This is a genomic window from gamma proteobacterium symbiont of Axiagastus rosmarus (assembly GCF_059730925.1).
In genome coordinates this window covers 424,874-437,518 of record NZ_AP035925.1, presented here as the reverse complement: position 1 = coordinate 437,518, position 12,645 = coordinate 424,874, and the positions used below count along the sequence as shown (strand labels likewise).

Genomic DNA, 12,645 nt, shown 5'->3' with positions numbered 1-12,645 from the left:
AGCCTGGCGAAAGCGTGAGAGGATGCGTGAGCAAAAATAAATTGTCGAAGGGTCAACAACGTCGCGTCAGCGCCAACCATCAGCGTCGTCTGCAGCAACGGAACGAAAAGCCGGAACCGGACGACAGCCTGTTTGGTGAAGCCTCTGAGGGCGTAGTAATCAGCCGCTTTGGCATGCACGCGGATGTGGAAGACAGCGCCGGCGAGGTGCATCGCTGTAATATTCGCCGCACTATTCGCTCGCTGGTCACCGGTGACCGCGTAGTGTGGCGCGCCGCCGGCGAAAACGGTGGCAAAGGTATTGTTGAAGCCGTGCACCCGCGCCAGACGGTGCTGACGCGCCCGGACTTCTATGACGGCGTGAAACCGATCGCCGCTAACATTGATCAGATCATTATTGTGTCGGCGATCCTGCCAGAGCTGTCGCTGAACATTATCGATCGCTATCTGGTGGCCAGCGAAACGCTCGGCGTGGAGCCGCTGCTGGTACTGAATAAAACCGATCTGCTGGATGACGACGCGCGGGCGTTTGTCGATGAGCAGATGGATATCTATCGCCACATTGGCTATCGCGTACTGATGGTGTCGAGCCGCGCCAAAGATGGACTGAAGGATCTGGAAGCGGCGCTCACCGGCCGGGTCAGCATTTTTGCCGGTCAGTCGGGCGTGGGGAAATCCAGCCTGCTGAACAACCTGCTCGGCCTCGACCTGGCAGGCGATGAGATCCTGACCAATGATGTGTCGGACGTGTCCGGCCTCGGCCAGCACACCACCACCGCCTCACGGCTGTATCACTTCCCGCACGGCGGCGATGTCATCGATTCGCCTGGCGTGCGCGAGTTCGGTTTGTGGCATCTGGAGCCGGAACAAATTACCCAGGGATTTGTCGAATTCCGTGAATTTCTCGGCGGTTGCAAGTTCCGTGACTGCAAGCACGACAACGACCCTGGCTGCGCCATCCGCGAAGCGGTGGAGAACGGGATCATCGACATTTCACGCTTCGATAACTACCACCGTATTCTGGAGAGCATGGCGCAAGTAAAAACGCGTAAAAACTTTTCCGCCAGCGAAGATTAACGGGTACAACGGCACATTCGCCAACTGACCGGGGCGCTGCTACAATCCGCCCCCTTTTGTGTAAACCAAACGTTATTAAGCCAGGAGGCAACGGTGTTTGATCGTTTTAAACTCGGCCTGAATCACATTCTGCCTAAAAAAGCGCTGACCGAACTCGCCGGTTGGGGCGCCAGCCGCCGCGCTGGCTGGCTGACCAAAGCGGTCATCGACATTTTTGTCTGGTTCTACAAAGTGGATATGGCGGAAGCCAGCAAGCCGCACACCGGCAGCTACCGCACCTTTAATGACTTCTTTGTACGCCCGTTAAAAGAGGGTGCACGCCCTATCGATCCGGACGCTTCGCTGCTGGCCTTGCCAGCGGATGGCGCCATCAGCCAGCTGGGCCGTATTGCTGGCGATCAGATCTTCCAGGCCAAAGGCCACACCTACTCGCTGCAGGCGCTGCTGGCCGGCAATGACGATCTGGCGGAAAAATTTGTCGACGGTGAGTTCGTTACCACTTACCTGGCGCCGCGCGACTACCACCGCGTGCACATGCCATGTAACGGCATCCTGCGCGAAATGATCTACGTGCCGGGCGATCTCTACTCGGTTAACCCGCTGACCGCGCGCAACATCCCGAACCTGTTTGCCCGTAACGAACGCGTGATCTGCGTATTTGATACCGATCATGGCCCGATGGTGCAGATCCTCGTGGGTGCCACCATCGTCGGCAGCATCGAAACCGTCTGGGCCGGCACCGTGACGCCGCCGCGCGAAGGGGTGATCAAACGCTGGCGCTACCCATCGGCCGATCATGATGGCGCGGTCGTGCTGCTGAAAGGTCAGGAGATGGGCCGCTTTAAGCTGGGCTCGACGGTGATCAACCTGTTCGCGCCGAACCGCGTTAAGCTGGCTGAAAGCCTTGAAGCCGAAAGCAAAACCCGCCTGGGTCAGCCGCTGGCTATCGCCCTGCCGCAGCCCGGCGACAGCGCTCCGCTCATCGACTAATTCCGGGAAACACCGCCGTGCGCGCCTCTCTTTTTCTGCTGCTGAGCCTGGTTCTCAGCAGCACCGTCTTTGCCGCCACCGTTCCACCCGCCAGCCAGCTGAAACAGGATCTGGAAACGGCGAAATCCGCGAAAAGCTCGCCCAGCCAGGCCGAACAGGTGCAGGCGCTGGAAGCAGCAATTAACTTACTGTCCGAACGCGACGACTCGCTGGAACGGGCCAAACAGTATCAGCAGGTGATCGATGATTTCCCGCGGCTGGCGCGCGAACTGCGTCAGCAAATCGCCACGCTGACCGACAGCAGCAAGCCAGTGCGCAGCAACATGAGCAATGCCGAGCTGGATCAGGAGATCCTGCAGGTTAGCAGCCAGCTGCTGGAGGAGAGCCGCCAGGCGCAGCAGGAGCAGGATCGCGCCCGAGAAATCAGCGATTCTCTGTCGCAGCTGCCGCAGCAGCAGACCGATGCGCGGCGCGCCATGACCGAAAGCGAACGGCGCGCACAGGGCGTGGCGGCTGCCGCTACCCCGCTGGCACAGGCGCAGATTTATGCGCGTCAGACCGAGAGCGCTGCCAGTAAAGCGCGGGTAGATGAGCTGGAGCTGGCGCAGCTGTCGGCTAATAACCGTCAGGAGCTGGCGCGCATGCGCGCGGAAGTGCATCAGCGCAAAGCCACCCAGCTGGATAACTATCTGCAGGCGCTGCGCAATCAGCTCAACAACCAGCGCCAGCGCGAAGCCGAACTGGCGCTGGAGCGCACCGAACAGCTGGCGGAAAACAGCGGCGATCTGCCGGCCTCCATCAGCGATCAGTTCCGCGTTAACCGCGAGCTCTCCGCCGATCTGAATCAGCAGGCGCAGCGTATGGATCTGGTGGCCTCGCAGCAGCGTCTCGCCACCAATCAGACATTGCAGGTGCGCCAGGCGCTGAGCACGCTGCGCGAGCAGTCACAGTGGCTGGGCGTGTCGAATCTGCTGGGTGAAGCGCTGCGCGCGCAGGTGGCGCGCCTGCCGGAGATGCCGAAATCCCAGCAGATCGACAGTGAAATGGGCCAGCTGCGCGTGCAGCGGCTGCATTATGAAGACCTGCTGGAGCGCCAGCAGGCGCTGCGCAAAGAGAAACAGGCGGACGGCACGCCGTTCACCAGTGAACAGACGCGCATTCTGGATGCCCAGCTGAAAACCCAGCGTGAACTGCTTAACTCGCTGATTTCCGGCTGCGACACGCTGATTCTGGAAATCACCAAGCTGAAGGTTTCCAATACGCAGCTGCAGGACGCGCTGAGTGAAGTTAAAGAGGCGACGCACCGCTATCTGTTCTGGACCGCCGACGTCAGCCCGGTTGGCCTGAAATATCCGCTGGACGTGGCAACCGATCTGACGCGCCTGCTGTCGCTGGACACGCTGGGCCAGCTGGGCAAAGCGCTGGCGATGATGTTCACTAACCGCGAAACGGTGCTGCCGATTATTGGCGCCATTCTGCTGGTGGGCTTTAGCATCAGCACGCGTCGTCACTACAACGCCTTTATGGCGCGCGCGGCCAGCCGCGTGGGGAAAGTGACGCAGGACCGCTTCAGCCTGACACTGCGCACCGTCTTCTGGTCGATTCTGGTCGCGGTGCCGCTGCCGGTGCTGTGGGCCGCGCTCGGGTTTGGCCTGCAGCACGCCTGGCCTTACCCGTTTGCCGTAGCGATTGGCGATGGCATCACTGCCACCCTGCCGCTGCTGTGGGCATTCATGATCAGCGCGGCTTTTGCCCGTCCTGACGGCCTGTTTGTCGTGCACTTCCGCTGGCCGCAGGCGCGGGTCGCGCGCGCCATGCGTTATTACTCGCTGACGGTCGGCCTGATCGTACCGCTGATTATGCTGCTGATTGCTTTCGCCAACCTCGACGATCCGCAGTTCTCCGCTACGCTGGGGCGCCTGTGCTTTATTCTGATCTGCGGGGCGCTGAGCATTGTCACCGTCAGCCTGAAACGCGCCGGTATCCCGCTCTATTTAGATAAAGAGGGCGACGGCGACAACTTCGTTAACCGGATTCTGTGGAACCTGATGATTGCCATTCCGCTGGTGGCGGCGCTGGCCTCCTGCATTGGCTATCTGGCCACCGCGCAGGCGCTGCTGGCGCGTCTGGAAACCTCGGTCGGCATCTGGTTCTTCCTGCTGGTGATTTACCACATCATTCGCCGCTGGATGCTGATTCAGCGCCGCCGCATCGCCTTTGACCGTGCGCGCCAGCGTCGTGCCGATATGCTGGCCAACCGCGCGCGCAGCGAAGAGGAAAAAGAGCAGCAGTCTGCCGTCAGCACCGATACCGTGGAAGTCGAAGAGCCGATTATCGATCTGGATGCGATCAGCGCGCAGTCGCTGCGGCTGGTCCGCTCGATTCTGACGCTGATTGCGCTGGTGTCAGTGATTGTGCTGTGGTCTGAGATTCACTCCGCGTTTAGCTTCCTCGACAACATTCCGCTGTGGGATGCCAGCACCACGGTGCAGGGCGTCGAGAGCGTACAGCCCATTACGCTGGGTGCCGTGCTGATCGCCATCCTGATCTTTATCATTACCACCCAGCTGGTGCGCAATATGCCGGCGCTGCTGGAGCTGGCGCTGCTGCAACACCTCAGCCTGTCGCCCGGTACCGGTTACGCCATTACCACCCTGACCAAATACGCGCTGATGCTGGTCGGCGGTCTGATTGGCTTTTCGATTATTGGCGTGGAGTGGTCAAAACTGCAGTGGCTGGTAGCGGCGCTGGGTCTGGGGCTGGGCTTTGGGATGCAGGAGATCTTTGCCAACTTTATCTCCGGCCTGATCATCCTGTTTGAGAAACCAATTCGTATCGGCGATACCGTGACCATTCGCGATTTGACCGGCAGCATCACCCGCATCAATACGCGCGCCACCACCATTACCGACTGGGACCGCAAAGAGATTATCGTGCCGAACAAGGCCTTTATCACCGAGCAGTTCGTCAACTGGTCGCTGTCGGATTCGGTGACGCGCGTGGTGCTGACCATTCCGGCACCGGCCCACGTTAACAGCGAAGAGGTGACGACCATCCTGAAGCAGGCGGCCGATCGCTGCACCTACGTGCTGGATATGCCAGCGCCGGATGTGTTCCTGGTGGACTTGCAGCAGGGCATTCAGCTGTTTGAGCTGCGCGTGCACGCGGCGGAGATGGGCCATCGTATGCCGCTGCGTCATGAGCTGCATCAGCTGATTCTGCGCGGCTTTGAAGAGCATGGCATTGAGATGCCGTTCCCGCCGTTCCAGGTTCGCATGGAAACGCTGGGGCGCAAAACGCCCGCCAGCAACGGTTCGACTGCCAGCCGGACCTTCAAATCCGGTGGCCTGTAAAACAAAACGCCCGGCATGCGCCGGGCGTTTTTTCTTTACGCGCGAGTTACTTCACAAACTCTTCGCCCTGCGCGATATCTTTTTTCAGCGTCTCCAGCATGCCGTTGAGCGCCTGCTGTTCGAAATCACTGAGCGGCCCGAGCGGACGGCGTTCGGCGATACCGTTTTTGCCCAGCAGCAGCGGCTGCGAGAAGAAGCGCGCGTACTCGCCGTCGCCTTCCACATAGGCGCATTCAACGACATTGGCTTCGCCCTGCAGCGCACGAATCAGCGACAGACCAAAGCGCGCAGCCGCCTGGCCCATCGACAGCGTCGCCGAGCCGCCACCGGCTTTGGCTTCCACCACTTCGGTACCGGCATTCTGAATACGTTTCGTCAGGTCGGCGATCTCCTGCTCGCTGAAGCTGACGCCTTTAACCTGCGACAGCAGCGGCAGAATGGTCACGCCTGAATGCCCGCCGACCACCGGCACTTCAATCTCCGTAGGCTGTTTGCCCTTCAGGGCAGCGACAAAGGTGTTGGCGCGAATCACATCCAGCGTTGAGACGCCAAACAGACGGTTTTTATCGTACACGCCGGCTTTTTTCAGCACTTCGGCGGCAATCGCCACCGTGGTATTTACCGGGTTAGTGATGACGCCAATCAGCGCTTTTGGCGCGGTGGTCGCCACCTGTTCAATCAGGTTACGCACGATACCGGCGTTGACGTTAAACAGATCGGCGCGGTCCATGCCAGGTTTGCGTGCCACACCGGCCGAGATCAGCACCACATCGGCGCAGTGCAGAGCCGGCGTGGCATCTTCGCCACTGAACCCTTCGACTTTCACGGCAGTAGGAATGTGGCTGAGATCAACCGCGACGCCTGGCGTCACCGGGGCAATGTCATACAGTGAGAGGGCTGAACCTGCGGGTAATTGGGTCTTGAGCAGCAGAGCGAGTGCCTGGCCAATACCACCAGCTGCACCGAGAACGGCAACTTTCATCCTGAACTCCTTATTAAGGTGGGGCAGAGATATGCCGGAAATCCATCAGGTTACGAGTTTAATCAACTTCTCAGGCGATAGCGACACACCTGTCGCGCAATAACATTACGCCGCAATCGGCTCCCGAGACATCTCCACTTCAGAAGTCGCCTGAATGATCCAGTCGCAGCCAGAAGACTATGGACGGCAATGATCATCGTTTTGTTGTTACCACTTCAATAATATAACAACTTTGCAACCTTCGCTTTGCGCGCCAGCGCGCGATTTTGGTGCAGGATAAAACTCTGTTATCATGCCCGCCCCACACGCGCATGCCGTGAATTCACGCATCCGCTTATTGCATAAAAATTCATCTAAATGCATAATAATTTATCTGCGACGGACCTGTTGCCTGCTGCAACCCTCTTTTATTGGTAGCTTATGCGAAACCCATCTAAACAAGACGATCTGATAAAGGCGTTCAAAGCCTTACTGAAAGAAGAAAAGTTCAGCTCTCAGGGCGAAATTGTCCAGGCGCTGCAGGAAGACGGCTTCGGCAACATCAACCAGTCAAAAGTTTCTCGTATGCTGACCAAGTTTGGCGCGGTGCGCACGCGTAACGCCAAAATGGAGATGGTGTACTGCCTGCCAGCCGAACTGGGCGTGCCCACCACCACCAGCCCGCTGAAGAATCTGGTGCTGGATATCGACTATAACGATGCGCTGGTAGTGATTCATACCAGCCCGGGCGCGGCCCAATTGATTGCCCGCCTGCTCGACTCCCTCGGCAAAGCTGAAGGCATTCTCGGCACCATCGCCGGTGACGACACCATCTTTATTACGCCAGCGCGCGCCTTTACGGTGAAGCAGCTGTATGACGCCGTGCTGGTGTTATTCGAACAGGAACTATAAAACCCTGTCTGTTACCGGCGGTTTACCTGCCGGTAACCTTGCCTGCCCGCCCGCGCTTCTCCCGCTGTTTTACCGCCAACACCTTACAAAATAACTGCTTAGCCATATTCCGCCGGGTTCTCAATGCGCGAAATTATTGGTACGACCTTTTCGCCTGCTTAACCCTTTGCGCTATTTTACGCTGCTTTACAATTAGTGCTTAGCGGTTATCTCTTGCTTTTAGCGCACAGCCAGCTTGATCAACCACATTGTTTCGCACAAAAAGATAATTTGATGCAGATCATTGTTTTTGCATGGAAATACACCCTCCCGGTTAAGATCCAGGCGGTTTTAATAACTTTGCGTTATAAAAATGTGCCATAAGGATAAAGAATTACAACCAATCATTATTAGCGGGATATTAATTTCATGGGTGATTAGATCTATACTTCTTTTCGTGATGCAAATCACACGAAATCAAAAAGAGAAAAACAGAAGACGAGGAAAAATACCATGAACGTTAAAACTACTATCGCCACCCTGAGTGTTCTATCTGCCCTGTCATTTGGTGCTTTCGCCGCAGATTCTATCAACGCCGAACAGGCAGCAAACCTGCAGCCGGTCGGCACCATTAGCGTCAGCGGCATCGGCGGCTCACCGATGGATATCCATCAGCAGCTGAACGCCAAAGCTGAAGCGCAAGGTGCTAAAGCCTATCGCGTTGTTGAGGCTTATAACGACAACAGCTACCACGCAACCGCGGAACTTTATAAATAAGTTTGCCGGAACAAGATGCAGTGTGAACGGCGACCCGTTTGAGAGGCGTTTGCCTCTCAGGTTGCCCACCCCATTTCAGGAGAGTGAATCATGAAAACCAAATTATCTATTGCTGTACTGAGTCTGGCTTCCGTTCTGTCTTTTGGCGCCAGTGCTGCCACCCTGGTAACCAACACCCAGGCTGAAAATCTGCAGCCGCTGAATCAGACCATTAGCGTGAGCGGCGTCGACGGCGACCAGACCAATATCCGTCAGGAACTGTCCCAGAAAGCCGATGCTCAGGGTGCCAGCCATTACCGCATCATTGAGAACAATCAGGACAACACCTTCCACGTGACGGCTGAACTGTACAAATAAACTTTAACTATCGATCCGGCGTTATGCAGTCGCCGGGAGAAGATCGACGACCCGCTTACCCTCTTAGTGCCGCAGGTTGTTGATTCTAATGAGGAGACGAATTATGAAAATCAAAACAACCATCGCAACCGCTACGCTGCTTTCTCTGTTCGCTTTTGGCGCTTCAGCTGCCCAACTGGTAACGGATGAATCCGCGCAGAATCTGCAATCTACCGGCCAGACCATTACCGTTAGCGGAACAGGCGGCTCACCTATGGATTACCGCGCTCAGCTTTCTCAGAAAGCCGATGAGCAGGGTGCCAGCGCGTATAAAGTGATTGAAGCGCGCACCGGTGACAGCTATCACCTGACTGCAGAGCTGTACAAATAATTCCTCGTCAATTCTGACGAACCCTTTGGCCCCGCCTGCCGGGGCCCTTTTTGGTTGTGCTACTGAACATTAAAGCGGAGCTGGCCTTCCAGCTCCTCTTCTGCCTCATCGAATAGCAATATCAGCGCACCATAGCGGCGTTTCTGCCCTTTCCCCAGATTGATGAACGCAATTTCCAGCGGCAGCGGGATCTGCTCGCCGATGATCATTTCCCACAGATCGTCCAGATCGTGAATGGTGCGATCCGCCAGCGCGAAACGTTCGCAAAACTGACGGTAGAAATGAGCCTGATCGACGATTTCATTGAAGTCGAAACGCTCGGTTCTCATGGTGACATCCTCTCGCTACGCCAGACCGCCGAGGTGCAGCGCTTTGACTTCCAGATACTCTTCCATGCCCAGCACCGATCCTTCGCGTCCCAGTCCGGACTCTTTCACGCCGCCAAACGGTGCCAGCTCGGTCGAGACCGCGCACTCATTGATTCCAATCATGCCGGCTTCCAGCGCCGCCGAAACGCGGAACACGCGCTGCAGATTCTGCGTATAGAAGTAAGCCGCCAGACCGTATTCGGTATTGTTGGCGCGCGCGATCACCTCAGCTTCATCGTCAAAGCGGAAGCAGGCGGCCACCGGACCGAAGGTCTCTTCCTGCGCCAGCTGCATCTCTTCATGCGCATCGGCAATCACCGTCGGCTGCCAGAAGTTGCCGCCCAGCGGATGGCGCTCGCCGCCCACCAGCAGTTTCCCGCCTTTGCTCAGCGCATCTTTGACATGCTCCTCCACTTTCTCCACCGCGGACGGCTCAATCAGCGGCCCGACCACCACGCCCGGCTCCACGCCGTTGCCCACTTTCAGTTTGCCCACCGCCTCAGCCAGCTGATGCACAAAGCGGTCATATATTGCGTTGTGGATATAGAAGCGGTTAACACTGACGCACACCTGGCCGGCGTTACGGAATTTGTTGGCGATAGCCCCCTGCACCGCCGCGTCGATATCGGCATCGTCAAACACGATATAGGGCGCGTTGCCGCCCAGCTCCATCGAGACTTTCTTCATGGTTTCGGCCGCGTTCCGCATCAGCGTTTTCCCCACTGCGGTGGAACCGGTAAAGGAGATTTTACGCACCGCGCGGGAAGCCATAATGGCGTCGCTGATGGCGTGCGTGTCGCCAGCTACCGCGTTCAGCACGCCGTCCGGCACGCCCGCTTTTTGTGCCAGCGCCACCAGCGCAAAGGCGCTGAGCGGGGTGTTATTGGCTGGCTTGATGATGCCGGTGCAGCCGGCCGCCAGCGCCGGGCCGAGTTTGCGCGTCAGCATCGCCATCGGGAAATTCCACGGCGTGATGGCAGCGACGACGCCAATCGGCTCGCGCGTCGCCAGAATACGTGAACCGGCTTTGGCCGGCGGGATAATTTCGCCGTTGGCGCGCTTCGCCTGCTCGGCAAACCATTGAATAAAGCTGGCGGCGTACTCTACTTCACCCTCGGCTTCCTTTAGCGGTTTGCCCTGCTCGGCGGTCATCAGCTGGCCCAGCCAGCTTTTGTGCTCAATGATCAGCTGGTACCAGCGATAAAGGATTTCGCTGCGCTGTTTGACGGTTTTGTCGCGCCACGCCGGAAAAGCGCGCTGTGCGGCGGCAATCGCCTGTTCGGTTTCAGCCTTGCCGGCTTTCGCCACCTGCGCCAGTACCTCGCCGGTGGCCGGATTGGTGACATCAAAGGTGCTGCTGGCGGTGTGCCACTGGCCGTCCGCGAAGTAGCCAGTGTTGAACAGTTCGTGTTGTTGCAGGGAAGTGGACATCGTTATTCTCCTGTCAGTAAGCATCCTGTCAGGAAAGTATAGATGGCAATAATCGGGCAATGAGGGTCAGCGTGGCATCAGGCCAGCCGCTGCGCCAGGCAGCGGTCAGTTTCAGATTTGGATGAGGGTGTTCTGGTACTTATCCAGCATCATCGACAGCCGTTTCACCGGTTCCGTCACGCTGGCCGGGGCGGCATAGTGCTGCAGCTTCTGCTGATAAACTTCCAGCTCCTGCAGCAGGCGCTCAAAGTAGTAGCGCCGTTTATCATCGCTGCTGGCCGCAATAATGCGGTCGGCGGTGGCGCGCAGCTGGCGGTGATACGCCGACAGGTCGGCATTGACCGGCACCTCCGCGTTGCGCAGGCGCTGATGACCAATAATCAGCGTGAGCGCGATCCGGTACTTGTCGATATCGCCTGGGAACAGATTAAGTAGCAGGAACAGCTGCTGATAAAGCGCCGGTAAGTGGTTCTCACGCCGGCGCGCCTGATTGGTGGTCAGCGCGGCCACCGCAGCATACATAAAGCGATTCAGCAGCTTGCGTCCGGTGCGGGCTTTGGATTTGTCACGAATCAGCAAAATCACCATCATCGCTACAAAGCTGCCAATCCACTGGCCGAGCGCGTTGTCGAGAAACACGTTGAACTCAAACTTCATCGGGTTATCCAGCACCAGCACGTTGATGGTGCCGATCAGCGCGCCCAGCGTACCAATCTGCCGCCGCTGTACAAAGATGCCGCCGATAAAGCCAAGTGCGCCAATCGCGATACACAACAGCAAGGCACTTTGCTGGGTGCCCGGCAATACCCAGATGAAGTAGAGCATGCCCAGCGGCACCGCAAAGGCCATGCCGTAGAAGAAGTCTTTCGCCATCATCAGCGGATTCGGCATACGCATCGCCAGCGCGGTAATCACCGCCAGCATCACCATGCAGCCGCTGCCGGAAGTCCAGCCGGTATACAGCCAGAACAGCGAACCGAGCGCGGTGGCGACAAAGGTGCGCACGCCATTGATCATCGCATGATGCGTCTCCGCTGAACGCGCCTGGATCACCACTTCACGCTGCAGAATGCTCTCCTCCAGCGTGGTGATACGGCTGTTACTTTTGACGCCATTGATCAGCAGCAGATATTCGGTTGCTGCGCCGACCCAGCTGGCCAGGGTAAACGGCACGCTTTTACTGCTGATGCCAATAACGCGGCGCATCAGCTTCATGCGCTTATGTACGTCGCTGACGCTGGTTACCTCTTTCTCAATCAGCAGGCGATACTGCGGCGGGATGTAATCCGGGCGCGAATTCTGAATCAGGAAGGTCTCAGCGGCCTGAGTAATCAGCGTCAGCGATAGCGTGTTGAGCATTTGCAGCCGGCGGCTGGTGTTGCTCCAGCGCGACGACTCCATCAGCAGCTGGCTACGCATGCCGTTGAGCGCGGTCGTGCGGCGCACCAGCGCGCTCCAGGCTTTGTCGACTTCCTCTTTATCCTCGTGCGCCACGCACAGCTGCAGCAGGCGGTAGTGCGCCACCAGCAGCGCATCCACTTCCGCATCAATCACTTTCTTGATCGAGCGCGGAGAAAACAGCATGTCGGCGAGAATGGCGCAAAGGATACCGAGCACAATTTCACTGCAGCGCTCCACGGCGAACTGTGGCGCCAGCGTCAGGCCGCCGCTGGCATCCGCGGTCACCACGATGATCAGCGCAGTGTAGCCGGCGAGGCCCAGCGCGTAGGAGTTTTCGACTTTAATCAGCGATGAGAGCCAGACGCACATGCCGGCCCACAGGCAGCACAGCAGCAGCATCACCACCGGCGCGCGCACCGTCGCAATCATGATGGTGAGTGCCGCGATACAGCCGATAAAGGTGCCGATAATACGCAGAACGCCACGGTAGCGCAGCGCGCCAGAGTAAGGATCGCCGCCCGCGGCAAAGGCGGTGCCGCCAGCCACGATGCCGGCGGTCATCACCGCCCAGCGCGGCGTTTCCAGATTGAAGTGAAAGCCAATCATCAGCGCCGCCACCAGCGCGAAGGTCAGCTTTACCGGGAAACGCAAAAACTCAATCATATCGCCC

At 58.0% G+C, this 12,645-nt stretch carries 11 protein-coding genes; 7 read left to right on the top strand and 4 right to left on the bottom strand.

Annotated features, from left to right (window positions below):
- The first annotated feature begins 26 nt into the window (after nucleotides 1-26).
- The 3 genes from rsgA (at nucleotide 27) to mscM (ending at nucleotide 5,419) form a co-directional block, all read left to right on the top strand.
- On the top strand, nucleotides 27-1,076 hold the full coding sequence (rsgA, locus tag AC6I8F_RS02070; RefSeq protein ID WP_031279822.1) for a small ribosomal subunit biogenesis GTPase RsgA: 1,050 nt from the start codon (nucleotides 27-29) through the stop codon (nucleotides 1,074-1,076).
- Nucleotides 1,077-1,169: 93 nt separating this feature from the next.
- On the top strand, nucleotides 1,170-2,066 hold the full coding sequence (asd, locus tag AC6I8F_RS02065) for an archaetidylserine decarboxylase (protein WP_021508134.1): 897 nt from the start codon (nucleotides 1,170-1,172) through the stop codon (nucleotides 2,064-2,066).
- Between the two features lie 17 nt (nucleotides 2,067-2,083).
- Nucleotides 2,084-5,419: a miniconductance mechanosensitive channel MscM gene (gene mscM / locus AC6I8F_RS02060; RefSeq protein ID WP_498028428.1), complete on the top strand. Its 3,336-nt coding sequence runs from the start codon at nucleotides 2,084-2,086 to the stop codon at nucleotides 5,417-5,419.
- Between the two features lie 46 nt (nucleotides 5,420-5,465).
- On the opposite strand, the gene mdh is transcribed toward mscM, so the two are convergent.
- On the bottom strand, nucleotides 5,466-6,401 hold the full coding sequence (gene mdh, locus AC6I8F_RS02055; protein ID WP_498028427.1) for a malate dehydrogenase: 936 nt from the start codon (nucleotides 6,399-6,401) through the stop codon (nucleotides 5,466-5,468).
- Nucleotides 6,402-6,821: 420 nt separating this feature from the next.
- Between mdh and argR the strand changes: the two genes are divergently transcribed.
- From argR to yhcN (AC6I8F_RS02035), 4 genes are all read left to right on the top strand, one after another.
- Nucleotides 6,822-7,292: a transcriptional regulator ArgR gene (argR, locus tag AC6I8F_RS02050; RefSeq protein WP_021508137.1), complete on the top strand. Its 471-nt coding sequence runs from the start codon at nucleotides 6,822-6,824 to the stop codon at nucleotides 7,290-7,292.
- Between the two features lie 492 nt (nucleotides 7,293-7,784).
- Nucleotides 7,785-8,048 (top strand): peroxide/acid stress response protein YhcN, encoded by a 264-nt coding sequence (gene yhcN / locus AC6I8F_RS02045; protein WP_021508138.1) that lies wholly within the window; start codon nucleotides 7,785-7,787, stop codon nucleotides 8,046-8,048.
- A gap of 90 nt (nucleotides 8,049-8,138) precedes the next feature.
- The gene (locus AC6I8F_RS02040; RefSeq protein WP_021508139.1) at nucleotides 8,139-8,405 is read left to right on the top strand and encodes a YdgH/BhsA/McbA-like domain containing protein; all 267 of its coding nucleotides are present in this window, start codon (nucleotides 8,139-8,141) and stop codon (nucleotides 8,403-8,405) included.
- Between the two features lie 103 nt (nucleotides 8,406-8,508).
- Nucleotides 8,509-8,775 carry a peroxide/acid stress response protein YhcN gene (yhcN, locus tag AC6I8F_RS02035; RefSeq protein WP_021508140.1) on the top strand — a complete coding sequence of 89 codons (267 nt, stop codon included), beginning with the start codon at nucleotides 8,509-8,511 and terminating at the stop codon, nucleotides 8,773-8,775.
- A 59-nt stretch (nucleotides 8,776-8,834) separates the two neighbouring features.
- On the opposite strand, the gene AC6I8F_RS02030 is transcribed toward yhcN (AC6I8F_RS02035), so the two are convergent.
- The 3 genes from AC6I8F_RS02030 to aaeB all read right to left on the bottom strand — a co-directional run bounded on the left by AC6I8F_RS02030 (nucleotide 8,835) and on the right by aaeB (nucleotide 12,638).
- Complete coding sequence (locus AC6I8F_RS02030) at nucleotides 8,835-9,104, bottom strand: barstar family protein (protein ID WP_021508141.1); 270 nt, start codon at nucleotides 9,102-9,104, stop codon at nucleotides 8,835-8,837.
- A 15-nt stretch (nucleotides 9,105-9,119) separates the two neighbouring features.
- The gene (locus AC6I8F_RS02025) at nucleotides 9,120-10,574 is read right to left on the bottom strand and encodes an NAD-dependent succinate-semialdehyde dehydrogenase (RefSeq protein ID WP_498028426.1); all 1,455 of its coding nucleotides are present in this window, start codon (nucleotides 10,572-10,574) and stop codon (nucleotides 9,120-9,122) included.
- A gap of 111 nt (nucleotides 10,575-10,685) precedes the next feature.
- On the bottom strand, nucleotides 10,686-12,638 hold the full coding sequence (aaeB, locus tag AC6I8F_RS02020) for a p-hydroxybenzoic acid efflux pump subunit AaeB (RefSeq protein WP_498028425.1): 1,953 nt from the start codon (nucleotides 12,636-12,638) through the stop codon (nucleotides 10,686-10,688).
- Nucleotides 12,639-12,645: the final 7 nt, after the last annotated feature.

What these genes read in the sequence shown, in the direction of transcription:
- mdh (WP_498028427.1), bottom strand. Translation starts at nt 6,401, where the DNA reads ATGAAAGTTGCCGTTCTCGGTGCAGCTGGTGGTATTGGCCAGGCACTC.
- argR (WP_021508137.1), top strand. Translation starts at nt 6,822, where the DNA reads ATGCGAAACCCATCTAAACAAGACGATCTGATAAAGGCGTTCAAAGCC.
- yhcN (WP_021508138.1), top strand. Translation starts at nt 7,785, where the DNA reads ATGAACGTTAAAACTACTATCGCCACCCTGAGTGTTCTATCTGCCCTG.
- AC6I8F_RS02040 (WP_021508139.1), top strand. Translation starts at nt 8,139, where the DNA reads ATGAAAACCAAATTATCTATTGCTGTACTGAGTCTGGCTTCCGTTCTG.
- yhcN (WP_021508140.1), top strand. Translation starts at nt 8,509, where the DNA reads ATGAAAATCAAAACAACCATCGCAACCGCTACGCTGCTTTCTCTGTTC.
- AC6I8F_RS02030 (WP_021508141.1), bottom strand. Translation starts at nt 9,104, where the DNA reads ATGAGAACCGAGCGTTTCGACTTCAATGAAATCGTCGATCAGGCTCAT.
- AC6I8F_RS02025 (WP_498028426.1), bottom strand. Translation starts at nt 10,574, where the DNA reads ATGTCCACTTCCCTGCAACAACACGAACTGTTCAACACTGGCTACTTC.
- aaeB (WP_498028425.1), bottom strand. Translation starts at nt 12,638, where the DNA reads ATGATTGAGTTTTTGCGTTTCCCGGTAAAGCTGACCTTCGCGCTGGTG.